General features: G+C 38.3%; 16 protein-coding genes. 11 read left to right on the top strand and 5 right to left on the bottom strand.

The features are described from left to right. Positions 1-7: 7 nt before the first annotated feature. The 3 genes from essC to essA are packed head-to-tail and all read left to right on the top strand — an operon-like array spanning position 8 to position 7,876. The gene (gene essC, locus V2145_RS20215) at positions 8-4,492 is read left to right on the top strand and encodes a type VII secretion protein EssC (RefSeq protein ID WP_311859724.1); all 4,485 of its coding nucleotides are present in this window, start codon (positions 8-10) and stop codon (positions 4,490-4,492) included. After that, complete coding sequence (gene esaA / locus V2145_RS20210) at positions 4,489-7,398, top strand: type VII secretion protein EsaA (RefSeq protein WP_311859722.1); 2,910 nt, start codon at positions 4,489-4,491, stop codon at positions 7,396-7,398. The genes essC and esaA overlap by 4 nt, the downstream gene beginning before the upstream one ends. Beyond that, positions 7,388-7,876: a type VII secretion protein EssA gene (gene essA, locus V2145_RS20205; RefSeq protein WP_094911308.1), complete on the top strand. Its 489-nt coding sequence runs from the start codon at positions 7,388-7,390 to the stop codon at positions 7,874-7,876. Before esaA ends, essA begins: the two co-directional genes overlap by 11 nt. Before the next feature lie 49 nt (positions 7,877-7,925). Here essA and V2145_RS20200 read toward each other — a convergent pair whose 3' ends face one another. After that, positions 7,926-8,411 carry a hypothetical protein gene (locus tag V2145_RS20200; protein WP_094911309.1) on the bottom strand — a complete coding sequence of 162 codons (486 nt, stop codon included), beginning with the start codon at positions 8,409-8,411 and terminating at the stop codon, positions 7,926-7,928. Between the two features lie 222 nt (positions 8,412-8,633). Here V2145_RS20200 and V2145_RS20195 point away from each other — a divergent pair, with 222 nt between their 5' ends. After that, the gene (locus V2145_RS20195; RefSeq protein ID WP_094911310.1) at positions 8,634-9,803 is read left to right on the top strand and encodes an endonuclease; all 1,170 of its coding nucleotides are present in this window, start codon (positions 8,634-8,636) and stop codon (positions 9,801-9,803) included. A gap of 117 nt (positions 9,804-9,920) precedes the next feature. Next, a complete protein-coding gene (locus tag V2145_RS20190; RefSeq protein ID WP_311859713.1) occupies positions 9,921-11,558 on the top strand; it encodes a family 14 glycosylhydrolase in 1,638 nt (545 codons plus the stop codon). 39 nt (positions 11,559-11,597) lie between these two features. On the opposite strand, the gene msrA is transcribed toward V2145_RS20190, so the two are convergent. Continuing rightward, positions 11,598-12,113 carry a peptide-methionine (S)-S-oxide reductase MsrA gene (gene msrA, locus V2145_RS20185; RefSeq protein ID WP_311859711.1) on the bottom strand — a complete coding sequence of 172 codons (516 nt, stop codon included), beginning with the start codon at positions 12,111-12,113 and terminating at the stop codon, positions 11,598-11,600. A gap of 348 nt (positions 12,114-12,461) precedes the next feature. Here msrA and V2145_RS20180 point away from each other — a divergent pair, with 348 nt between their 5' ends. Both V2145_RS20180 and V2145_RS20175 read left to right on the top strand, forming a co-directional pair. Beyond that, complete coding sequence (locus V2145_RS20180) at positions 12,462-13,769, top strand: ATP-binding protein (RefSeq protein ID WP_330988184.1); 1,308 nt, start codon at positions 12,462-12,464, stop codon at positions 13,767-13,769. A 47-nt stretch (positions 13,770-13,816) separates the two neighbouring features. Beyond that, positions 13,817-14,647 carry an amidase gene (locus V2145_RS20175; protein ID WP_311859709.1) on the top strand — a complete coding sequence of 277 codons (831 nt, stop codon included), beginning with the start codon at positions 13,817-13,819 and terminating at the stop codon, positions 14,645-14,647. Positions 14,648-14,854: 207 nt separating this feature from the next. On the opposite strand, the gene V2145_RS20170 is transcribed toward V2145_RS20175, so the two are convergent. Then, positions 14,855-16,411, bottom strand: coding sequence for an ABC-F family ATP-binding cassette domain-containing protein (locus V2145_RS20170; RefSeq protein ID WP_094911315.1), 1,557 nt, complete (start codon positions 16,409-16,411; stop codon positions 14,855-14,857). Positions 16,412-16,652: 241 nt separating this feature from the next. Between V2145_RS20170 and V2145_RS20165 the strand changes: the two genes are divergently transcribed. Both V2145_RS20165 and V2145_RS20160 read left to right on the top strand, forming a co-directional pair. Then, entirely contained in the window at positions 16,653-17,588 is a 936-nt protein-coding gene (locus V2145_RS20165; RefSeq protein ID WP_330988183.1) for a D-2-hydroxyacid dehydrogenase, read from the top strand. 126 nt (positions 17,589-17,714) lie between these two features. Next, entirely contained in the window at positions 17,715-18,779 is a 1,065-nt protein-coding gene (locus tag V2145_RS20160) for a nitric oxide synthase oxygenase (RefSeq protein WP_442956802.1), read from the top strand. Positions 18,780-18,891: 112 nt separating this feature from the next. Here the strand turns inward: V2145_RS20160 and V2145_RS20155 are convergent, their stop codons facing one another. Together V2145_RS20155 and V2145_RS20150 are read right to left on the bottom strand one after the other, a co-directional pair. Continuing rightward, the gene (locus V2145_RS20155; RefSeq protein ID WP_094911318.1) at positions 18,892-19,023 is read right to left on the bottom strand and encodes a YflJ family protein; all 132 of its coding nucleotides are present in this window, start codon (positions 19,021-19,023) and stop codon (positions 18,892-18,894) included. 148 nt (positions 19,024-19,171) lie between these two features. Then, entirely contained in the window at positions 19,172-19,621 is a 450-nt protein-coding gene (locus tag V2145_RS20150; protein WP_210611252.1) for an RrF2 family transcriptional regulator, read from the bottom strand. 231 nt (positions 19,622-19,852) lie between these two features. Here V2145_RS20150 and hmpA point away from each other — a divergent pair, with 231 nt between their 5' ends. Together hmpA and V2145_RS20140 are read left to right on the top strand one after the other, a co-directional pair. Further along, the gene (gene hmpA, locus V2145_RS20145) at positions 19,853-21,055 is read left to right on the top strand and encodes an NO-inducible flavohemoprotein (protein WP_311859704.1); all 1,203 of its coding nucleotides are present in this window, start codon (positions 19,853-19,855) and stop codon (positions 21,053-21,055) included. Positions 21,056-21,127: 72 nt separating this feature from the next. Then, entirely contained in the window at positions 21,128-22,417 is a 1,290-nt protein-coding gene (locus V2145_RS20140) for a lysine N(6)-hydroxylase/L-ornithine N(5)-oxygenase family protein (protein ID WP_311859703.1), read from the top strand. The last annotated feature ends 288 nt before the right edge of the window (positions 22,418-22,705 follow it).

Here is a 22,705-nt window from a genome sequence, read left to right as displayed (position 1 = left end):
TGGACAGATGAGTATTTTATGGATTTTTAGCGGAACCACTTATCAGCAGTTGCCGATCAACTGGGATAATTTTCGCCAAGCAACTGTAGGTAATAGTTCGAAAGAGACGGTGACTTTTTTCTCCTATCCATTTGAAAAAGGTGTCATTACTATATCAACAACAAAAGATCGAAAAATAGTTATTTCCCAAGGTAATAACGAACTGAGTCAACTGAGTTATTACGACTCGATTACGCTCCAAGAAAGCGATCAAAATCTTCGGTTTGTACTAAGTCCGGAAAAGTTGCACGAAGATACGTACTATATAGATTATTATCATGAGATTAACTTTTCCACCGTTGACGATACAGCCGATGTCTATCAGCCTAAAGAAAATCTAATTGTACATAACAGCAAGGAATTTTCTTTGCTAAAAACCAAAGCAATGTGGCGAATCATTCCAAAAGACGGTAACGTATTTGTAAACGGCCAGCATATTTCAAGTGTGACCGAGTTAAAACTTGGTGATGTGATTATGTGGGGAGCTGTTACAATTGAATTAATAGAACATGATTTATTAAAGGTTCATAGCTTTACTGAATTTTTCACGAAACTTCCTAAGTCAAAACAGCCTATTTCCGAAATGAAAAAGAAATATCCTATTTATCGTCGCACACCGCGGATGATTTATGAACTTCCCGATGAAAAAGTGCACTTATCGTTTCCAGCACAGGATAGCGATGATAATAATAGGAGCTTATGGCTTACAATCTTACCACCACTTGTTATGCTCCTCGTTATGGGGACTGTAGCCCTTATTCAGCCGCGTGGAATCTTTATTATTATTTCCGTGATGATGTTTACGACGACGCTTGTTGTCTCAACGGTACAGTATTTCAGAGATAAAAAGCAGCGTAAAAAGCGTCAAGAACGTCGTCGCCGTATTTACACGCAGTATTTAGAAAATAAACGTACGGAGCTTCAAGAGCTAGCTGAATCACAGGGAAGAGTGCTTCATTATCACTTTCCAACATTTGAGCGAATGAAGTATCTAACTAATCATATTTCTGATCGTATTTGGGAACGAACGCTAGATAGTAGCGATTTTCTTCAAATGCGTCTTGGTACCGGTACAGTACCTTCTAGCTATGAAATTTCCTTAAATACAGGAGATATGGCTAATAGAGAAATTGACGATTTACTTGAACAGTCTCAGCACATGGAAAAGGTATACCGCGAAGTTTCCCAGGCTCCAATCACTGCGAAATTAGAAAACGGAGCTATTGGCTTAATTGGTAAATCAAAAACCGTTAAGCGTGAGCTTCATCAGTTAATTGGTCAGCTGTCCTTTGCCCATAGCTATCATGATGTTCGCTTTATCTTTATCTTTGATGAAAGCGAGTATAAGGATTGGGAATGGATGAAGTGGCTTCCACATTTTCAGCTGCCTCATTCGTTTGCGAAAGGCTTTATTTATAATGAAAAAACAAGAGACCAGCTTTTATCGTCTATTTATGAATTATTGCGTGAGCGAGATTTGGATGAAGAGAAAGGAACTGGTGCGTTTTTACCTCACTTAGTATTCATTGTTACGAATCAGCAGCTTATTGCAGATCATGTGATTTTAGAATATCTCGAAGGAGAGCATCCGCACCTTGGTTTCTCTACAATCTTTGGAGCCGAAACAAAGGAAAGTTTATCTGATAATGTTCACACTCTTATTCGCTATATTAATGAACAAGAGGGAGACATTTTAATTCAAAAGAAAAAGGCCGTTAATATTCCATTTCAGCTTGATGAACACCGCAACGAAGATAATGAAGCATTTGCTCGCATGCTGCGGACGTTAGATCATCAAATAGGAATGACTAATTCTATTCCAGACAGTGTGTCCTTTCTTGAGCTATTCCAAGCAAAGGAAGTGGATGATCTGCCGATTGAGAAGAACTGGTATACGAATGAGTCGGCCAAGTCTTTGGCTGTACCAATCGGTTTAAAAGGCAAAGAGGATCTTGTGGAGCTGAACCTACATGAGAAAGCACACGGTCCACACGGGCTACTAGCTGGAACAACAGGTTCAGGTAAAAGTGAATTTTTACAAACATATATCCTATCGTTAGCAGTCAATTTTCATCCTCATGAAGTCGCATTTCTACTAATCGATTATAAGGGTGGAGGAATGGCGCAGCCGTTTAAAAACATGCCACATTTACTTGGAACTATCACGAATATAGAAGGTAGTAAAAACTTTAGTACGCGTGCTTTGGCGTCTATAAAAAGTGAACTTAAAAGGCGCCAGCGTTTATTTGATCAGTATGAAGTCAATCACATAAACGACTATACAGACCTGTATAAGCAAGGCGATGCGGAAGAGCCGCTGCCACATCTATTCTTGATATCGGATGAGTTTGCTGAGCTAAAAAGTGAAGAGCCAGAATTTATTCGAGAACTCGTCAGTGCTGCTCGTATTGGCCGTAGTTTAGGCGTTCACTTAATCTTGGCCACACAGAAGCCAGGTGGAGTCATCGATGAGCAAATTTGGAGTAACGCAAGGTTTAAAGTGGCTTTAAAAGTACAGGACGCAACAGATAGTAAAGAAATCTTAAAAAATGCTGATGCGGCTTCAATTACTGTGACAGGTCGAGGTTATTTACAGGTTGGTAATAACGAAGTATATGAGCTATTCCAATCTGCTTGGAGCGGGGCACCTTATCAGCAAGATGATGTATATGGAACGGAAGATGAAGTGGCCATTGTAACAGACTTAGGATTAATTCCACTCTCTGACGTATCATCACAGCAAACGAAAAAGAAAAGCGCTCAGCCAGAGATTGACGTAATCGTAGAAAGAATCGAAGAAGTCCAGTATAACTTAGGGATTAATCGATTAAGAAGCCCATGGCTACCACCGTTAGAGAATCGTTTATATCGCTCTGCTTTCAAAATAGAAGAGAGAGAGAAATTCTATATTGGATTAGTAGATGAGCCTGAAAAACAGAGCCAAACGCCATATGCATACGAAATGATGGAAGACGGCAATATCGGTGTCTTCGGTTCATCAGGTTATGGGAAATCATTCACTGCGATGACGCTTATGCTTAGCTTTGCAGAGTGTTATCAGCCAGATGAGCTACACTACTATATCTTTGACTTTGGAAATGGTACGCTGCTTCCATTACGCCAGCTTCCACACACGGCTGATTATTTCTTAATGGACGAAGGACGCAAAATTGAAAAGTTCATGAAGATTATTAAGCAAGAGCTGGCCGAGCGCAAGCAGCTATTCCAAAACAGAGAAGTAAGCAATATAAAAATGTATAACCGAATTAGTCAGGAGAAGCTGCCGCTTATCTTTATAACAATTGATAACTTTGATCTTGTAAAGGAAGAAATGCAAGATTTAGAAATGCAGTTTACCCAGCTTGTACGCGACGGCCAGTCGCTTGGCGTCTACATGATTTTTACAGCCACACGAATCAACTCAGTTCGTCAGTCGCTTATGAATAACTTAAAAACAAAGGTTGTTCATTATCTAATGGATAGTTCGGAATCCTATACGATTTTAGGGCGCATTCCTTATGCGCTAGAAGCGATACCTGGGCGTGCGGTTATTAAAACAGATACGTCTTATTTCTCACAAATGTTCTTGCCAGCTGAAGGTGAAGATGACTTCACGATTCTTGATAACATTAAAAATCAAGTTCAGGTTCTGAAAGAGAAATATGCAGATATTACACCACCAGAACAAGTGCCAATGTTACAACCTAAGCTTGTACTGCATGAGTTCATGACCGATCGTCGTATCGTACGAGAAAGCGGTGTTATACCGCTTGGGTTAGATGAAGAATTTGTTCGTCCAGTTCACTTAAACCTAGTCAAGAATAAACATTGTCTCATTCTGGGGCCGACACAAAAAGGCAAAACAAACGTGCTTAAAGTGATGCTACAAACGTCCCTTGCACAAGGAATTCATCAAATTGGTTTATTTGACGCAATTGACCGTGGCCTTTCTTCTTATGCTACGGAAGATGAAATTGCATACATTGAGACGAAAGAGCAGATTATGCAGTGGATAGAAGGAGCAGAAGTACGGCTCAAAAAACGAGAAGAGCGCTACTTGGAAGCGATTCATGATGGAACCGTTGGTGAGCTAACGTTTACACCGATACTTCTTGTAATTGATGGATTTGGACGGTTCCAGCAAACCATTGATACCTTGATGCAAGATCGTATTACAAAGCTTATTAAAAATTACAGCCATGTTGGCTTTAATATCGTTGCATCAGGAAGTCAAAATGACTTCTCTAAAGGGTTTGATGTATTAACGACTGAAATGAAGCAAATACGTCAAGCTGTGTTACTAATGAAAAAGTCAGAGCAAAACCTGATTAACCTAAACTATGACCGTAAAGAAGCAGATGTAAACCCAGGTTTTGGATACTATGTAAAAGACAATAAAGCAACACGTATTCAAATTCCCTTATGTATGAGTGAAAGGAAGGTTCTAATATGACGGAACAGCGAAAATATATGCTTAAAGTGATCGTAGCTGTCATTTTCATCTTAGGGTTTCCTTCCCTTTTCTTTCAATATATTGGTGATAACCCGCTGAAAGTAACTGAAAACGCAACAAGAGCCATAGCTGTTGTAAATGAGGATATTGGTGTGGAGGAAGAAAAAGGTGAAGAGCCTATTCGTTTTGGACAACGAGTAGCAGCCATATTAGATAAGGACTCAGATTACGATTGGACAGTCCTAAGTCGAAGCGCAGCTGCAAATGGATTACAAAGTGGTAAATATGATGCGGTAATTTATATTCCATCGAACTTCTCAGAGAATATTTTAACGTATGATCAAGAGAAGCCGAAGAAAGCCACATTCCAATACAAAGTTCAAAATCAATTAAATGCAGTTAATAAAGAAAAAGTTGTTCGTGAACTAGAGGATGCGACGGCCAAAGTAAATAATGATATGTCTTCTCTGTATTGGAGTTACGTATCGCAAGAAGTAGAAAAGGTTAGAGGCCAATTCGATAAAATTTTAGAAAAAGAGATTGCTTTCCAAAACACCATGGTAGCTTTCTATAAGCCTAATTCTAAAAATCTAGCTGGTGAAATTGATGATCAAAAGAAAATTCTTGAGCAAATTCAAACAAACGTAAAAAGTGCGCAAGAAGGCTCAAGTGAACGTAAAAATGATGTACAGCAGGTTGAAGAAAACTTAACAAATTTCATTGAATACGTTGAAGAATACAAAGTGTATCAAGAAAAACAAAAAGAAATGTTGTTAAAAGCTCAAACGGAAAGTGTGGGCGATATTCAAGAAGGAATTGCAACAATTTCTGAAGGGCAAAATGGTGATCGCGAGCAGTTTGAGAGTGAAGCAGGAAAAGTATTTGGGAAGCTTTCAACCGTGCAGCAGCAAATTGATGAGAACAAAGAAATGGTTGATAACTTGCAGGAAGCGACAGAAGATAAAACGTCTGGACAGCAAGATGAACTTAATCGTTTAAATCAGGATTTACTCAGCCAATACAGCCAAGTGACTGAGCAAACAACGCTAAATGAAGTGCAAAGTAAGCTGTCTACGCTTCGAAAAGATCTAGAGATACCACCTTCAAAAGGGGAAGAGGGTGAGACCCTACCGCCGATAGAAGATAATCCGGTCGTTCCTGAAGATGAAGAGGGTGAGGCGCCTCCAGAAGATAGCGAAGACTCTTATACAACGGTTCCTGTTGATTTAGAGAATCAACGTCAACAACTTCAAGGAATAAAAGACGACCTTCAAGCGTGGAATGAAAATCTTGCTGCGTTACCGGAAGAGGAGCAAAATGAACGTGTGGCCGACACACAACAAAAAATTGCAGACTTCTCTACACGCTTACAGGGCGTAAGTGACCAGTTGGAAAACGTCACGGTTGAAGTTCCGAAAGCAGACAATGACAATAATGGAAAAGAAGAACTGCAAAAGCAAATCAAAGAGCTGTTAGCTGTCAATGAAGCGCTAAGAGAAAGAGTTGCGCAGTTAGAAGAAATAAACAATCAGCCTAATGGTGATGTGCAAACTGTTGTTAGCATGATTACTAATAAGGAAGCCAAGATTTTATCGTCAAGTCAACTATCCGAAAGTAGAAAACAAAGGTTGGCTGAGCTGTTTGCTCCAGGTATTCAAACAGAGAATATGTCAAAGCTTTTCCAATATTATGGAGACCTTTCACAGTATGAACTAGCCTTAAATCGAGGTAATAACGGAGATCTTCAAGACGCTGTGTTACAAGATGAAGGTACCCGTCAGCGCATTCAAGCAATTTTGTATGGAGATGAGCAACCAAGCGTTATCCGTAAGCAGCTACAAAATAACTTATTATCAACAGCAGAAGGACTAGATTCATTCTCTTCATCTATGCAAGAGTTTACGGATTCTTATGGCCAGCTTATTGAAAGAGAGCAAGCATCTATTGTTGAAAGCTTATCAGCGCTTCAAGAAAAGGCAGGATCGATGAATGAGACGGTTCAAAGCGTAGCTTCTGAAAGTGCAGTTGAAGCTCCAACACAAGAGAATGCAGATGTTTCGAGTCTCGTGACTCTTCAAAAGAGTATGGGGCAAGAGTTAAAAGGAATGAATGATTTGATTTCAACTCTTGGTGAACGTCAATCAAGCGTTGTGGAGTATACGGGTGAACTGCAAGAGAAGGTTAATGAAGTACAAGATCAAGCAGATACGCTTAATAATAAATGGTCACAAAACGTAGATTCAACGAAGCTTGTGCGTGGCCAAGTATATCGCCTATTGAATAATACATTAGTAGATGGTCAAAACAATGACTATGTTTATGACTACTTAGCAAATCCCCTACAGGTAAGCGGTGAAGTACCAGCAGAAAAAACAAAGACTGTTCCACCGGTTGTGCTTCTTGTTATTATTCTTATCAGCAGTTTATTAATAGGTTACTTCAGTCATTACTACAAAAATGCACCCCTTTTAGTAAGAGGATCACTCTTTGGGCTACTGGTAATGATTGTTGGTTTAATGATTAGTACGTTTAGTTTAAATATTTACTCACTGTCAGGAGAAAGGGCAATGGAATGGTCTATCTTCACGATTGTACTGTTACTATTAGCTTCAACTCTTGTAAGAGGAGCTTTCCTAATTGGTAATTTCGTAGGTTGGATTATAACAGTGCTGATGATTTTATTCTTTATCACGCCGCTATTAAATCTAGCAATGCCGAATTTTAATTATGAAGATCCGGCTTCAAAAGTATATATGTCAATCCAGTACGAAACGACTTCTCTATTTGCAGAAGCGACTATTATTCTGCTTGGACTAACTGCTGTATTAACAGTTATCCCGTTTATCATTCGCATGCTCACATCCAAGGATAAACAAGCAGAGAGTGATGAAACGTATGAAGCATAATATAATCGGAAGAATCGCATTTATAGCGATTCTTCTCTTTCTATCTACGTCAAGTGCATACGCAGCGGATGATACGCAAACACAAGTTCAAGATGTAGCACCGAATATCTTTCAAGATGAGAAGATAAAACTTAATCCGGATTCTCTTGGTCAAACTAAAAGAGAAGTAGAAAACATTCCTGAGGAAATAATGGGAATTCCATTTACGAATGAAGAGAAAAAGCCTTCTCTAAAGAGCTCTTTATTTTTAAATGATTCAACAACAAATCACTCCATTCAATCTCAAGTTGATAAATATGGTTTGTTTGCGTCACCTGAGTCACCTGTTCGGTCTTCACCAGTACAAGATGTACCGCAGGAAACAGGATTAAAACTACAGTGGGTATATCTATTATTGATTGGAATTGGATTGGTTTTATTATTTACAGTGCTTATTCCAAAATTAAAACCAGCTCAGATAAATGGGAAGAATAAATAAAAGACGCCACGTTCTCTATCAAAAGAACGTGGCGTCTTTTATTTATAAATTAACCTCGTAAGCGGCTAAATCCTTCATCCATTAAATAGTCTTCTGCTTCTTCATATGACTCAAACGCAGCTTCTAAATTCAAGCCTGCATAAATATTCCATAATGAATCTTCATGTACAAGTAATAATGTAGCTCCTTCAGGACCGTGCCAGCGTTGTTCGCGCCCATCTCCGATTACCGCCTCTTCAATCATTTCCTGCTCAGGACGGTGTGAAAGACTATTAATTGACTGCTCGATAATTGTACGTAGCTCTTCTTGTGAAAAATCACGGATGTTTACAAGCCCTTTATCATTTGTGTCGTAGTCAGAAAGGTGACCAGCATATACAAATCCGTTTCCGTTTGGATGCAAGTGATACACGACATTCTTTTTATCATAAACACTTTCATTGTATTGAAAATTTACGCGTCCAAGCGAAACATCTTTACGCTCTAGTTCAGAGAAAGACGTAATAACGGATAGTTTTTCGTCAAAAGTAAGCATTCATTAACCTCATTTCAAATTAGACTGTCTAGTCTATAATTTCTACATTCGGTTGATTATATCATACTTCATTTGAAAGACGCAGACCTTTTCTATGAGAAGAAAGACTTGTAAAGAAGATTGATTCCTTTTCCCTAGAAAATTTAACAAATTCCTACAAAAATTTTAACGTTTGAAATTTATAATAAAAAGAGTCAAATAATAACTCTATAGGGGGAAAAAATGTTGAAAAAAAGTTCAGCTCCTTTATACAAGGTACTGTTTCTAGTTACTCTATTAGTAGCACTAGTTATTAGCGGTCTGCCACTGCAGCATTCAAAGGCTGCTACTGCGATTAGCGTCTCACAAGCTGTCTCATTACAAAATAACGCAATTCAAACAGTAGAAGGATACGTTGTCGGGCAACCAACTAGTACAACCACAGTTTTAACTAGTAATTATCCAAACGACTATGCACTAGCAATTGCGGATACACCAACTGAAACCAATCCAGCTAAAATGCTTTATGTTCAAATTCCTTCTACGTTTCGTTCAGGCTTTGGACTCCAAACGAATCCAACGCTAAAGGGAAAGAAAATTTCAGCAACTGGGAATTTAACAGCTTATTTTTCACATCCAGGCTTAAAAAATGTAACGATGATGTCAAAGGAAACAAGCGGTACGACTAATCCAACGGAACCAACCAATCCACCTGCTTCGTCGGTTGAAGAATACTATTCATCTGCTGAAGGAAAGACGGGTACTGCATTGAAATCAGCATTACATAATATCATTGATGACCATACAGAAATCTCATATTCAGCAGTATGGGATGCACTTCGCAAAACAGATGAAGATCCTAATAACTCAAATAATGTAATCTTACTTTATACTGGGCGTTCTCAAGGGAAGTTTACAAATGGTACAGGGATAAATGATTGGAACCGCGAGCATGTGTGGGCAAAATCACATGGTGACTTTGGGACAACGATGGGAGCAGGAACAGACATTCATCATCTACGTCCAACAGATGTTACAGTTAACAGCACGCGTAACAATTTAGACTTTGATAATGGCGGCAAAGAGCATACTGAAGCACTAGGCAACTATTATGACAGCGATTCATGGGAGCCCCGCGATGCAGTAAAAGGTGACGTGGCACGTATGCTATTTTATATGGCTGTCCGTTATGAAGGGGATATAAGCGACGAACCAGATTTAGAGTTAAACAACTTAGTGAACAATGGAAGTGCTCCGTATCATGGGAAGCTATCAGTGTTGTTACAGTGGCATCAGCAGGATCCTGTAGATGCTTCAGAGCGCCGTCGTAATGAGATTATCTACTCAGATTATCAGCATAATCGAAATCCATTTATTGACCATCCTGAATGGGTAAGCGCTATTTGGAACTAACAAGATAAGAAATCAGTGCATGACTCTTCATGCACTGATTTTATTTTTCTTAGCAACAGGATTTAAAAAAAAGAAGCCGAATATAACCTATTGGATTTAAAAAATAGGGGGAATTGTATGTACAAGCCAATTAAAAAGTTTGCATCACTTATTGTTTTGTTAAGTTTTGTTACCGCTTTCATATTAGCGCCAACCAATAGCCAAGCGGCGGTAAATGGACAGTCGTTTAACTCGAATTACAAGACCTACTTGATGGCACCGCTAAAGAAAGTAACGGAGTTTACTACGTGGGAAGCTTTTGAAAATGACCTTCGCAAGGCAAAGCAAAATGGGTTTTACGCCGTGACAGTAGATTTTTGGTGGGGAGATATGGAGAAAAACGGTGACCAGCAGTTTGACTTCTCTTATGCACAGAGGTTTGCACAGGCAGCTCGAAATGCTGGAATAAAAATGGTGCCGATTATCTCGACACACCAATGTGGTGGAAATGTAGGAGATGACTGTAACACACCTCTTCCTTCATGGATTTGGAATACTAAAACGGATGATAGCCTATATTTCAAATCAGAGACAGGTACAGTAAACAAAGAAACAGTAAATCCATTAGCGACAGATGTGATTACAAAACAGTACGGGGAGCTATACACAGCGTTTGCGCAAGCGTTAGCACCGTATAAAGACGTTATTCCAAAGATTTATTTATCAGGGGGACCAGCTGGTGAGCTTCGCTACCCTTCATACACAGCTGCTGATGGCACAGGCTATCCTTCTAGAGGGAAATTTCAAGCATATACTAATTTTGCAAAATCAAAATTCCAAACGTGGGCTGTTAACAAGTATGGTTCGTTAGCAGGTGTAAACCAAGCATGGGGGTTAAATTTAACATCTATATCGCAAATTTTACCGCCTTCAGATGGAAATCAGTTTTTAAAGGATGGATATAGCACAAACTATGGAAAAGATTTTCTAGAATGGTATCAAGGAGTTCTGCAAGACCATGCGAAGCGTATTGGAGCATTAGCTCATCAAGCATTTGATCCGGTGTTTAATGTACCTGTAGGAGCTAAAATAGCAGGAATACACTGGCAATATAATAACCCAACAATGCCTCATGCTGCTGAAAAGCCAGCGGGTTATAATAACTACAGTACATTATTAGACTCATTTAAAACAGCCAAGCTAGATTTAACGTTTACATGCTTAGAAATGGTCGATAGCGGCACATATCCTGAATATTCAATGCCAAAAACGTTGGTAAAAGAAGTTGCAAGCCTAGCAAATGCAAAAGGGATTGTGTTAAATGGTGAAAATGCTTTAAGTATCGGAAGTGAAGAGCAGTATAAACGCGCAGCTGAAATGACATTTAACTATAACTTTGCGGGCTTTACGCTTTTAAGATTCTATGATGTTATTAATAACTCAACACGTATGAGTCAGTTTAATCAGTATTTAAATATAAAACCGATTGCACAAACCATGGTTGTTAAAAATGCACCTACAGCGCCTGGAGAGAGTGTTTACATCGTCGGAGATCGTCCTGAACTTGGACAGTGGGACACAACTGCTTATCCAATTAAGCTCTCTTACAACTCAACGTACGGAGATTGGAGAGGAACTGTTAATTTCCCAGCCGATCGAAGCGTTCAGTTCAAAGCGATTATCAAGCGATTAGATGGCTCAGTAAAATCATGGCAACCAACCCAGCAGTATTGGAATGTCCCAGGAACATCTACAACATATACGAATAACTGGTAAAAATCAAAGCACCCACGCTTTAACGTGGGTGCTTTGATTTTATTTCCAATTCTCTTTAATAAACTCATCGCGGCCAGATTTAGCACGATCTTCTTTATAGTGTTTAGGGTTTTTCTTATGAAAATCTTGGTGATAGTCTTCCGCTGCGTAGAATTCAGAGGCAGGAAGAATCGCTGTCACGATAGGATCCTTAAAGCGACCGCTGTTAGCAACGGCTTGCTTTGATTCTTCTGCTTCAATGCGTTGTTGTTCAGTATGGTAAAAAATTGCTGTTCGATACTGAGGACCACGATCTTGGAACTGACCGTCTGGATCAGTAGGATCGATTTGTGGCCAATAAAGATCTAATAAGCGCTTATAAGGAAATACGTTCGGATCAAAAGTGATTTGTACAGCCTCATAATGGCCGGAAGTACCTGATTTTACCTGCTCATAAGTTGGATTGTCTACGGTACCACCTGTGTATCCTGATACAATACCATGAATGCCTTCTAGTTCATCAAAAGGTGTAACCATACACCAAAAGCATCCACCTGCAAATGTTGCTTTTTCCATATAAATCCCTCATTCTCTTTATAATTATGTTCTGTATTATAACAAAACAGAGCTCATAGAGCGAATAATTAATTTACCTAATAGGTTGTTGGAGAGGAAGAATTTATGTAGCAAAAAAACAGTTAGCTATGAATAGTTGAGAATGCGGAAGAGTAAAGAAGAAAAAAGTGATAAAATAAAAAGGATATGTGCCTAGCTTATATACCTGCTAGCAGTCAGTTATGCATAATCACAAGCGTACTAAATTCGTTTTTATAAGTCACATAAGAAGTATAAACTGAATAAGTGCCTAGTTATCCACAAAAGAAGTGGATAAATATGAATAAATATACAATAGGAGAGTAAAAAATGATACAAGATAACCTCATCCTAGAGCATTATGGATTAAATGAGCTGAACTTTGAAACAATTAAAAGCTATCGAGATAAGTTTGCAGCAGTAAAGCCGGATCATCCTTGGAACGTCCTTGAGACTAAAGAGTTTCTTTATAAGATAGGGGCATGGGGGAAAGCGAGAGACACTCATAAAGAAGGTGTAACGCTTGCGGGGCTGCTTATGTTTAGTGAAGAAAGAATGATCACAGAAGTTTTACCACAATACTTTTTAGAGTATCGAGAAAGTGATGTACAAGGTGGATGGAATGAGCGGTTTACGTCCCAAGACGGTACGTGGTCTGGAAATCTATATGACTTCTACTTTTATGTTACAGAGCAGATTCATAAACACCAGCAAAATAGTGAGATCGCTTCCTCATTAGTTGAGGTAGTGACGAATATGTTACTGCATGCAGACTATAATGGAGAAGGTGGATTAACATTCGAATACAATCAGCATAGCTGTGTATTCTCTAATCCAGGTTTATTTCGAATCCCTGTGGATAAAGTGTTCATAACCAAGATGAGTAATTTAAGAAATCCACATTTATTTAAGCTCTTTCGGCTACTAAATTTATGTGAACGTTCTGGCAGTGGCTTAACGGTTCTTCACGATAAATGGGAATCATATGGCTACAAGCTTCCAACCATTGATCAAGATGTCTATCTAAAGAGGACAACACTCACTCTACCTATGTCTTTTCTAGAAGGACAAAAAGAGATTGAAAATCTAAAGAATGCAACTCTATCGTTTAATAGCAATACGGGAAATAAAACAGAAGATGTCGAATCGACCGTGGAATTTGTTGAAAAAAGAAGCTCCTATAATAAAGTTGAAAACTCCTACAATAAAGATAAAACGCCTTTAATAGAGGAGTTAGAAGGATTAAATAGAGGAGTTATTCCTGTTATTAAAGGAGATAACCCCTATAATAAAGAGGTTAAGTCCTATAATAAAAACAAATACTCCTATAATAAAGAAGAAATTCCAATTTCAAATTTAGAAGATGAAAATAGTGTTTTATGGAATCTAGCTGAAATAGCAAGGCGTAAAAAGCGTCTAAGCCCAGTCAAAATGGAAGAAGTAATTGTTTCTCTTTGTGAACAACAGCCTCTTATGCTGAAAGATTTGGCTCACTTACTAGATCGAACGCCTGATGGAGTAAGAAACAATTACTTATCTAAAATGTTGCGCAAAGGCAAACTTCAGCTTAAATATCCTGAACAGCCTAACCATCCAAAGCAGGCTTACTTAATAGAAGATCATAAAAGGGAGGAATAAGTGTGAAGTGAAAAGTTGTTGGTTTACTTGTAGGAATGTTCGCTTTATTGAGTTCAATGAGTTGTGCTGCTAGCAGTGGTGAAGAAGTATATGATTCCTCTTTTTCAACATGGCTGTGGGATACGACGCGGATTGAACAGGATCCAGCGCAGCTAGTAAAAGATATTCAAGAAAAGCGAGTAAATCGTGTATATCTGCAAATTAACTCTGAGATACCTATCTTGGCCTATCAACGCTTTATAAAAGCCGCAAGCAGTAGCGGAATAACTATTTACGCTTTAGATGGTGATCGTACATGGGCAACATCAGGTCAATCAGATTATGAAGCTTTTTGGAAATGGATTGGACGCTACCAAGAAGAAGTAGCAGTTGATGAACGCTTTAAAGGCGTTCATCTAGATGTTGAGCCGTATTTATTGTCAAATTGGAAAGAGAATCAGACGCAAATTGTTCGTGCATACGAAGACATGATAAGAGACGCTGCTGATCAATCTAAAGCGCTTCAGATGACAATAGGAGCTGATATTCCATTTTGGTTTGATGAAATCGATTCAATCACTGAATCAGATAGCCTTGCTTACTCCGTTATTAAGATGGTTGATGAAGTAACAATAATGGCTTACCGCAATAAAGCAAAAGGAGAAAATGGGTTTATTGAGCTTACAAAAAATGAGCGTAGGTGGGGCTCATTGCTTTCAACTTCTATTGAAATTGGATTGGAAACCATGCCTTCAAAAGAAGGGAAGTTTATTTCGTTTGCTTCTAAAGGCGAGTCAACTATGATGCAAGAAATTCAAGAAATGATCTCTATAGTAGGTGATACATCCACTCGTTTCAGCATTCATCATTTTGACAGTTGGGTGAATATGAAAAAATAAGCCGGCTAGCTATTAAAGCTAACCGGCTTGTCCAATTAGGGGAGAATATGATTCTAGTATGGTCGGATGTAGAGAAATTTATACATAGCGTATTCATAAAAACTAAAAAGAGTAACCATCCGAAAATGGTTACTCGATACAAAGGGGGGGGAACTTACTAATAGCATTCCCGCTTTTGTCCTTTATATGCATATGGTGATGAAAAAATTAAAATAATTTTGTTGTCCACGTTTCACAGTTCCATACGTCCGTTACAACGTCTTCATAAAACTCAGGTTCGTGACAAATAAGCAGAATACTTCCTTTGTATTCTTTTAAAGCACGTTTTAATTCTTCCTTAGCATCTACGTCTAAGTGGTTGGTAGGCTCATCAAGAACAAGAATGTTGGTTTCATTGTTAATAAGCTTACAGAGGCGAACCTTTGCTTTCTCTCCACCACTTAATACCTCAACTTTACTTTCGATATGCTTCGTTGTTAAACCGCATTTTGCAAGTGCGGCGCGAATTTCATACTGCGTAAAGTGGGGAAACTCGTTCCAGACTTCTTCAATACATGTGTTATAGTTGGCTGTTTTGATTTCTTGTTCAAAGTAGCCAATGTGCTGGTAGTCTCCTTTTTCAACAGAACCAGACAACGGTTTGATTTCACCTAAGATACTCTTTAAGAGCGTTGTTTTACCAATTCCGTTGGCACCAGATAATGCGATTTTCTGACCACGCTCCATGCGAAGGCTCAGTGGTTTTGATAGAGGCTCGTCATATCCGATGACTAAATCGGTTGTTTCAAAAATTAGCTTGCTGGATGTACGTGCAGGTTTGAAGTTGAATTCTGGTTTCGGACGCTCTTGAGCAAGCTCAATAACCTCCATTTTATCAAGCTTCTTTTGTCGAGACATAGCCATGTTTCGTGTCGATACACGAGCTTTGTTGCGAGCAACAAAATCTTTTAAATCAGCCATTTCTTGCTGTTGCTTTTTGTAAGCCGCTTCTAGCTGCTGCTTTTTCATTTCATAGATTTTCATAAAATCATCGTAGTCACCTACATAGCGATTCAACTCTTGATTTTCCATATGATAAATAAGATTAATAACGCTATTTAAAAATGGAATATCATGCGAGATTAAAATAAATGCATTTTCGTATTCCTGTAGGTAACGTTTCAACCATTCAATGTGTTGCTCATCTAAATAGTTGGTAGGCTCATCGAGTAAAAGAATTTCTGGCTTTTCTAACAAGAGCTTCGCAAGAAGGACTTTTGTACGCTGTCCACCACTTAAATCTTGCACATCACGCTCTAATCCGATATCTTCTAAACCTAATCCTCTAGCAATTTCTTCAACCTTAGCATCAATGACATAGAAATCATTATTCGTTAACAAATCTTGAATTGTGCCTACTTCTTCAAGAAGTTTCTCTAGTTCTTCAGGAGAGACGTCAGCCATTTTTTCATATAATCCGTTCATTTGTGCTTCTAAGTCGAATAGGTATTGAAACGCGCCTTTTAAAACATCACGAATCGTTAATCCCTTTTCAAGAGAAGTGTGCTGGTCGAGGTAACCAACGCGAACTTTTCTAGACCATTCAACTTTCCCAGCATCCGGCTCGAGTTTTCCTGTAATAATGTTCATAAATGTTGATTTACCTTCGCCATTTGCTCCGATTAAACCTACGTGTTCACCTTTTAACAGCCGAAACGAAACATCATTAAAAATTGCGCGATCACCAAAGCCATGACTTAAATTTTTAACCGTTAGTACGCTCATGTTTACACACCTTTTCTATTTAAAATCAATCGATGATTGTTTATCTATCAGTAATCCACCCCCGATTATAGCGAAATTAGAGCGAGAAATCTATGCTAATATTATGACATCCAGTAACATGAGGTGTTTAAATGCTTGTTTTAGAAAAATAGAATAGATAAATGGTTTGGACTCGATTGTTTCTATTTCATCCTTCATAATAAGAAGCATGAATATAGGTTAACGCAAAGGGGAGAGGACAGTGGAGCTTCAAAATATTTTGGTCACAAGCCGCATGTATAAAGAATTAGAGAGTATCATTGAAAAAGAAGATAAGCGAGGAAAAGCTTTTCGATATGTTGATGAAAAACATATAAAGGATGAGGACTTAAGGTGGGCAGATGCTTATGTTAGTTTTTATCCTGTTGAAAACTTTGCTTTTCATCAGTTAAAGTGGGTTCATTCTCTAGGGGCAGGTGTGGATCGCTATGTTCAATTAGATAGCTGGAAAGAAGATGTACTTTTGACACGCACTGTTTGTTCATTTGGAGAGAGAATGAGCGAGTATTGTTTAAGCTATATGCTGAGTGAACTTCAGTACCATGATGCTTTTCAAAAAGCGCAGAATAAAAAGAAATGGCAACCATTAGAACCCATTTTATTATCAACCCAAAAAGTTGTTATTTATGGAACTGGTGAAATTGGACAGGCTATTGCAGAGATGTTAAAACAGTTTGGAGTCCACGTAACGGGAGTTTCTCGAAGCGGCACAAGAAATCAATGCTTTCATCAAGTTGTGACAGCTGGTGATGAAGCATCGTATTTACAAGAAGCAGATTGGATTATTAACACACTGCCGCTAACGCCTGAAACGAATCATATGTTTAATGCGGAGTGGATGAATATTTTACAAAGTGCATACTTTATTAATGTAGGAAGGGGCGCAACAGTTGATGCGGTAGCACTTATAGAAGCGATCAATAAGAGAAAAATTAAAAAGGCCTTTTTAGACGTATTTGAAGTAGAACCGCTACCTGAATCTGATATGCTATGGGAGCATAAAAACATCGTAATCACGCCTCATATTTCAGCTGTTACAACGCCTGAAGAAGCAGTTGCTTGTTTCTTAGACACCTTAGACAGAATTGAAGCGGACAAACCTTTAGAAAATAAAGTAGACCTTAATCGAGGATATTAACGTATAAAATAAACATTGTAAAAAGCTTTTAATTCAAGGTAATGGTATACTGAAGAATGCTTACGGTTTAACAAAAGCAAGAAGTTGTTCTTCTAGGAGTGAACAAAATTGAACAAACAAGACTTGATGATAAAAGCGAGTGAATTTATTCACCTTTGTTATACAGAGCTTGATAGAACCCACGAAACTGCTGAGCGTTTAGCGCAGATTCAAAGAGAAATTGAAGAAACAGGAACGTATACTCATACATTTGATGAGCTTGAACATGGTGCCCGAATGGCTTGGAGAAACAGTAATAAGTGTATTGGGCGCTTGTTTTGGCAGTCTCTTCATGTGTTTGATGAGCGTGAAGCATCAACTGTTGAAGAAGTACGCGATGCTCTTTTTAAGCATATTGAGTATGCAACTAACGATGGGAAAATTCGCTCAACAATTACAGTTTTCAAACCAAAAATAGGTGAGAAAGAGCCGGTACGAATCTGGAATCACCAGCTTCTGAGGTACGCGGGCTATGAAATGGAATACGGCCAGCTTGGTGATGCGGCATCCAATGAGTTTACAAAAGTGTGCCAAGAGTTAGGTTGGGAAGGGGCAGGTACGCACTTTGATTTACTTCCTTTAGTTATTCAAGTGGATGAGAAGCAGCCACAATGGTTCTCGATTCCTAAAGAACTTGTCAAGGAAGTCATTATTACACACCCAGAGATAGCAGAATTTGCTGACCTACAGCTTAAATGGTATGGAGTGCCAATGATTTCTGATATGAAGCTAGAAATTGGTGGAATTGAATATGTTGCAGCACCGTTTAACGGCTGGTATATGGGTACAGAAATTGGTGCACGTAACTTAGCGGATACAGATCGTTATAATATGCTTCCTAAAGTGGCTTCTATTATGGATCTAGATACTCGCTATAATGCAACGTTATGGAAGGACAAAGCGCTTGTTGAACTAAATGTGGCCGTCTTGTCTTCTTTTAAAGAGCAAGGGGTCAGCATTGTTGACCATCATACAGCTGCTCAGCAGTTTCGCTTATTTGAAGAGCGTGAAGAGAAAAATGGACGAGAAGTAACGGGGAACTGGACTTGGCTCATCCCACCCGTTTCACCAGCAACTACGCATATTTTTCACAAGCCTTATAAAAACAAGGTGCTGTCACCAAATTATTTTTATCAGAAAAAACCATATTAAAAGCCACGAGAGTATGATTTCTCGTGGCTTTTATTTTCTTATAGAAAGAATATGTTCTTTATTTAGCGGTTTGACGTTACCAAAGCCGCGGAAAATTAGTTAATGGTTATGCTTATCTTTTGTGCTTATCAAGTAGATTAGCAAGTACATACGTTTTGTACTTTTCAATTTTACGTCCTTCATGGTGTCGTACACCATTTCGTTTTAATTGTTCAACGTACCAACCTTTACTTCCTACGTGCATCCTATAACACCCTTTCTTCTCATTTGTAGTTACACAGCTGAACAGAATGAGGTTCATTGTCTGCTTGAATGGAAGAGCTTTGTCTTTCCAATCTGTGTGCCATTGTAACATCTTTTAAAATAAGAAAAAAGGGGGTGAAATCAATTTTTTAATCGAGCTGCTGACGGGATAACAATAAGAAATTTAGTTCATCTTTATTTGTGATTAAGTCTTCAAGCGTATAACTATCAAGTACTTTAATAAAAGCCTGCATAGCCTCGTAAAGCACATGTTTAAGCTTACATGAAGGAGAAATGGTGCATTTATTGAGTTCATTGTTAAAACATTCAACAATATGAAAGTCTTCTTCAGTTTGGCGCACGACGGAGCCAATATTAATTTCTTTAGGGTTTTTTGCCAATCGAATGCCGCCTTTACGTCCGCGAATCGTCTCTATTAATCCAAGCTTTCCTAGTTCATGAGTTACCTTCATAAGGTGATTTTTTGATATTTGATAAGCATCGGCAATTTCTTTAATATTGCTTAAGCTTTGACGATCTCGAACAGCTAAGTAAAGCAGCACACGTAATGAATAGTCTGTATACTGTGTTAGCCTCATAGTCTCACGCTTCTTTCTTCACCAACTGTAGTAATCATATCATGCCTGTTTGCGAGAGGAATAGCAAGTTGCTCTTTTTTATACACATCACTAATTTGTGAATTATTTATTACGCTTTTCAGAAGTAGCTATTTTTTTCAAAAATTTTAGGTTATTATAAAGATGTATTTTTGATACATCTTTATAATTTAAAACATATATATTAAATATATCTTTTAGGGGGACAACAAAATGAATCAGCATGAAATTGATATTGTGAAAAGTACGGCTCCTATTTTAGCTCAGTATGGTGAACAAATTACAACCTGTTTTTATCGCAATTTATTTGAAGCTCATCCTGAGTTATTAAACGTATTTAATCGTACAAATCAAAGAACAGGGCGTCAACAAACTGCTCTTGCTAACACGGTGTATGCAGCCGCACAGCATATTGATCAGCTCCACGTATTAGTTCCGGTTGTGAAGCAAATTGCACATAAACACCGAAGCATTGGGGTGAAAGCTGAGCATTATCCAATTGTAGGTGAGTTTTTACTTGGTGCTATTAAAGAGGTCCTTGGAGACAACGCAACTGATGATATTTTGGAAGCTTGGAAAGAAGCATACGGAGAAATTGCTGCTATTTTTATCACTGTTGAAAAAGAGATGTACAAACAAGCTGAGCAAACTGATGGTGGATGGGGTGATTATAAACCGTTTGAGGTTGCTAAGAAAGTTAAAGAGTCGAGTGATGTGTATTCTTTTTATTTAAAACCAGTGGATCAAAATCCGTTACCTTCCTTTGTACCAGGACAATATGTAAGTATTCGTGTTCAAGTGCCTTCAGAAGAATATACGTCTATTCGTCAATATAGTTTATCTCATACTTGGGAGCAATCGTACTATCGCATTACGGTAAAAAGAGAGCTGCATGTAGAAGAAGGAAAGGTTTCAGCTTACTTACATGATCACTTAGAAGTAGGTGGCCAAATTGAAGTGAGCGCGCCTGCTGGTGACTTTGTTTTAGAAGGAAGTTCAGGACAGCCAATCGTCTTAATTAGCGGAGGAGTTGGCATAACGCCAACAATGTCAATGCTGAAAAAAGCTATTGAAGAGCATCAAGATGTTACGTTTATTCATGCAGCTAGAACGAAAGAACAGCATATTTTTAAAGAGGAGCTAGAGGAGCTTTTCGCTAAGCATCCGTTTAGCTACCATGTAGCATATAGTGGTGGGGATGTAGATGCTGACAAAACGTATGACCAAAAAGTTGGACGTATTACTCAAAAGGATTTACAAAAGTGGTGCAAAGACCCAGAAGCTTCTTTTTATATTTGTGGCTCACCATTCTTTATGGAAGAAATGATTAAAAGCTTAAAGATAATAGGAGTGAAAAGGAAAAACATTCATTTTGAAGCCTTTACCCCTAAAATGAGCGTAGCGATAGCTGAATAAATTTATGTAGAACGGGTAAAAAGCTAACAGGACTATAAACTGTTAGCTTTTTTGGTGAAAGGGAGTTTTTGAATGAATGAACAAGTATATGATGTGATTGGAATTGGTATTGGTCCATTTAATTTAGGACTTGCTGCGTTAATCGAGCCGGTTGAAGAAATAAGTGCAGTGTTTTTTGATAAAGAGGAGAACTTTGAATGGCATCCAGGTATGTTAATTAACGGAACAGATTTGCAAGTACCATTTTTAGCAGATTTAGTTACGTTTGCTGATCCGACTAGTCCCTACACGTTCTTAAATTATATCCATAAGCAAAAGCGGATGTATCCATTTTTCTATTTTAATCGATTTGATATTCCAAGGCAGGAATATAATGAGTATGCTAAGTGGGTAGAAGCTCAGCTTAATTCGTGCCATTTTCAACACGAAGTTGTTGATGTAAAGGATCACGAATATGGATATGAAGTAACGGTGAAGCAGACGAAGAGTAATAAAGAAGAGCTATTTTATGCGAAGCATGTGGTGCTAGGAACAGGTGCAGTCCCGTTCGTACCAAAAGGCCTTAAGTATTCCTTGGGAAATGATGTTGTACATAGCAGTTCATATTTACAACACAAAAAACATTTGCAAGAAGGGCATCATATTACCGTCGTTGGTTCTGGTCAGAGTGCAGCAGAGATTTTTTATGATCTTTTAGAAAATCAGCCTACATATGGCTATCATTTGAGCTGGTTTACCCGCTCTTCAAACTTTCAGCAATTGGATCAGTCAAAGCTTGCTCAAGAGCTATTCTCACCAGATTATGTTCAGCATTTTCACAGTCTACCTTTTAAAGAAAGAATGCAAGCATTAGAAGATTTAAATCCTTTACGAAATGGGATTGAAGCTTCTACTCTTCAGCACATTTATGATTTAATGTATCATCGCTCAATTCAAGGTGAGGTTCCAGTTACGATCCGAGCTTCAATCGAAGTAAAAGGAATAACAAATAAAGGTGGCTATCATTTACATTGCCGCCAAAAGCAAACGAATAAAGAATTCTCTTATGAAGCTGATCGAGTGGTTCTTGCAACGGGTTATAAGCCACATGTACCAAAGTGGATGGATAGATTTCATCATGAAATTGAGTGGGAAGATGATAAACGCTTTAAGGTAATGAAAGACTATCGTTTGCAGTTCAAAACTCCTCGTGACCATCACATATTTACATTAACAAATATTGAACACTCCCATGGTTCAAGCGCAACAAACTTAGGGTTATCTGTTCAGCGCAATCAATGTATCATTAATACAATTGCGGGGAAAGAAATTTATCCTGTTTCCTTTAATACGACCTTTCAACAATTCAATTTACCTGAGTGAGAGTGTGACCTAACTACATCAATGCTTCTTTAAAGAAGGATCGGAGCTGTTTTAAATAAGTTAAATTGTTAGAACACGTTCGTTTCATTTTACTACAGGCACTCGTTTTCCGCGGGGAGGAACCTTATCCTCCTCGCTTTGATGCGGGGTCTCAGTTTTTCCTCTAGTTCCCGCAGAAGTCGCATCTCCTAACCTGTATTCCGCGCTTTTCTTCAACTTGTTTTCCCAGTCAACAAATAATGGAATTATAAAAAAAGAGATAACTCTCAATCGTTTAGATATATGATG

This window comes from Priestia sp. GS2 (assembly GCF_036409025.1).
Lineage (GTDB): Bacteria > Bacillota > Bacilli > Bacillales > Bacillaceae_H > Priestia > Priestia aryabhattai_A.
This window is presented reverse-complemented; position numbering and strand designations above follow the sequence as displayed.

Bases quoted from the DNA above. Each gene is read 5' to 3' on its own strand.
- V2145_RS20195 (WP_094911310.1), top strand. From the start codon at position 8,634: ATGTTGAAAAAAAGTTCAGCTCCTTTATACAAGGTACTGTTTCTAGTT.
- V2145_RS20200 (WP_094911309.1), bottom strand. From the start codon at position 8,411: ATGCTTACTTTTGACGAAAAACTATCCGTTATTACGTCTTTCTCTGAA.
- V2145_RS20150 (WP_210611252.1), bottom strand. From the start codon at position 19,621: ATGAGGCTAACACAGTATACAGACTATTCATTACGTGTGCTGCTTTAC.
- V2145_RS20190 (WP_311859713.1), top strand. From the start codon at position 9,921: ATGTACAAGCCAATTAAAAAGTTTGCATCACTTATTGTTTTGTTAAGT.
- V2145_RS20160 (WP_442956802.1), top strand. From the start codon at position 17,715: ATGATAAAAGCGAGTGAATTTATTCACCTTTGTTATACAGAGCTTGAT.
- essC (WP_311859724.1), top strand. From the start codon at position 8: ATGAGTATTTTATGGATTTTTAGCGGAACCACTTATCAGCAGTTGCCG.
- hmpA (WP_311859704.1), top strand. From the start codon at position 19,853: ATGAATCAGCATGAAATTGATATTGTGAAAAGTACGGCTCCTATTTTA.
- V2145_RS20170 (WP_094911315.1), bottom strand. From the start codon at position 16,411: ATGAGCGTACTAACGGTTAAAAATTTAAGTCATGGCTTTGGTGATCGC.
- V2145_RS20140 (WP_311859703.1), top strand. From the start codon at position 21,128: ATGAATGAACAAGTATATGATGTGATTGGAATTGGTATTGGTCCATTT.
- msrA (WP_311859711.1), bottom strand. From the start codon at position 12,113: ATGGAAAAAGCAACATTTGCAGGTGGATGCTTTTGGTGTATGGTTACA.
- V2145_RS20180 (WP_330988184.1), top strand. From the start codon at position 12,462: ATGATACAAGATAACCTCATCCTAGAGCATTATGGATTAAATGAGCTG.
- essA (WP_094911308.1), top strand. From the start codon at position 7,388: ATGAAGCATAATATAATCGGAAGAATCGCATTTATAGCGATTCTTCTC.
- V2145_RS20155 (WP_094911318.1), bottom strand. From the start codon at position 19,023: ATGCACGTAGGAAGTAAAGGTTGGTACGTTGAACAATTAAAACGAAAT.
- esaA (WP_311859722.1), top strand. From the start codon at position 4,489: ATGACGGAACAGCGAAAATATATGCTTAAAGTGATCGTAGCTGTCATT.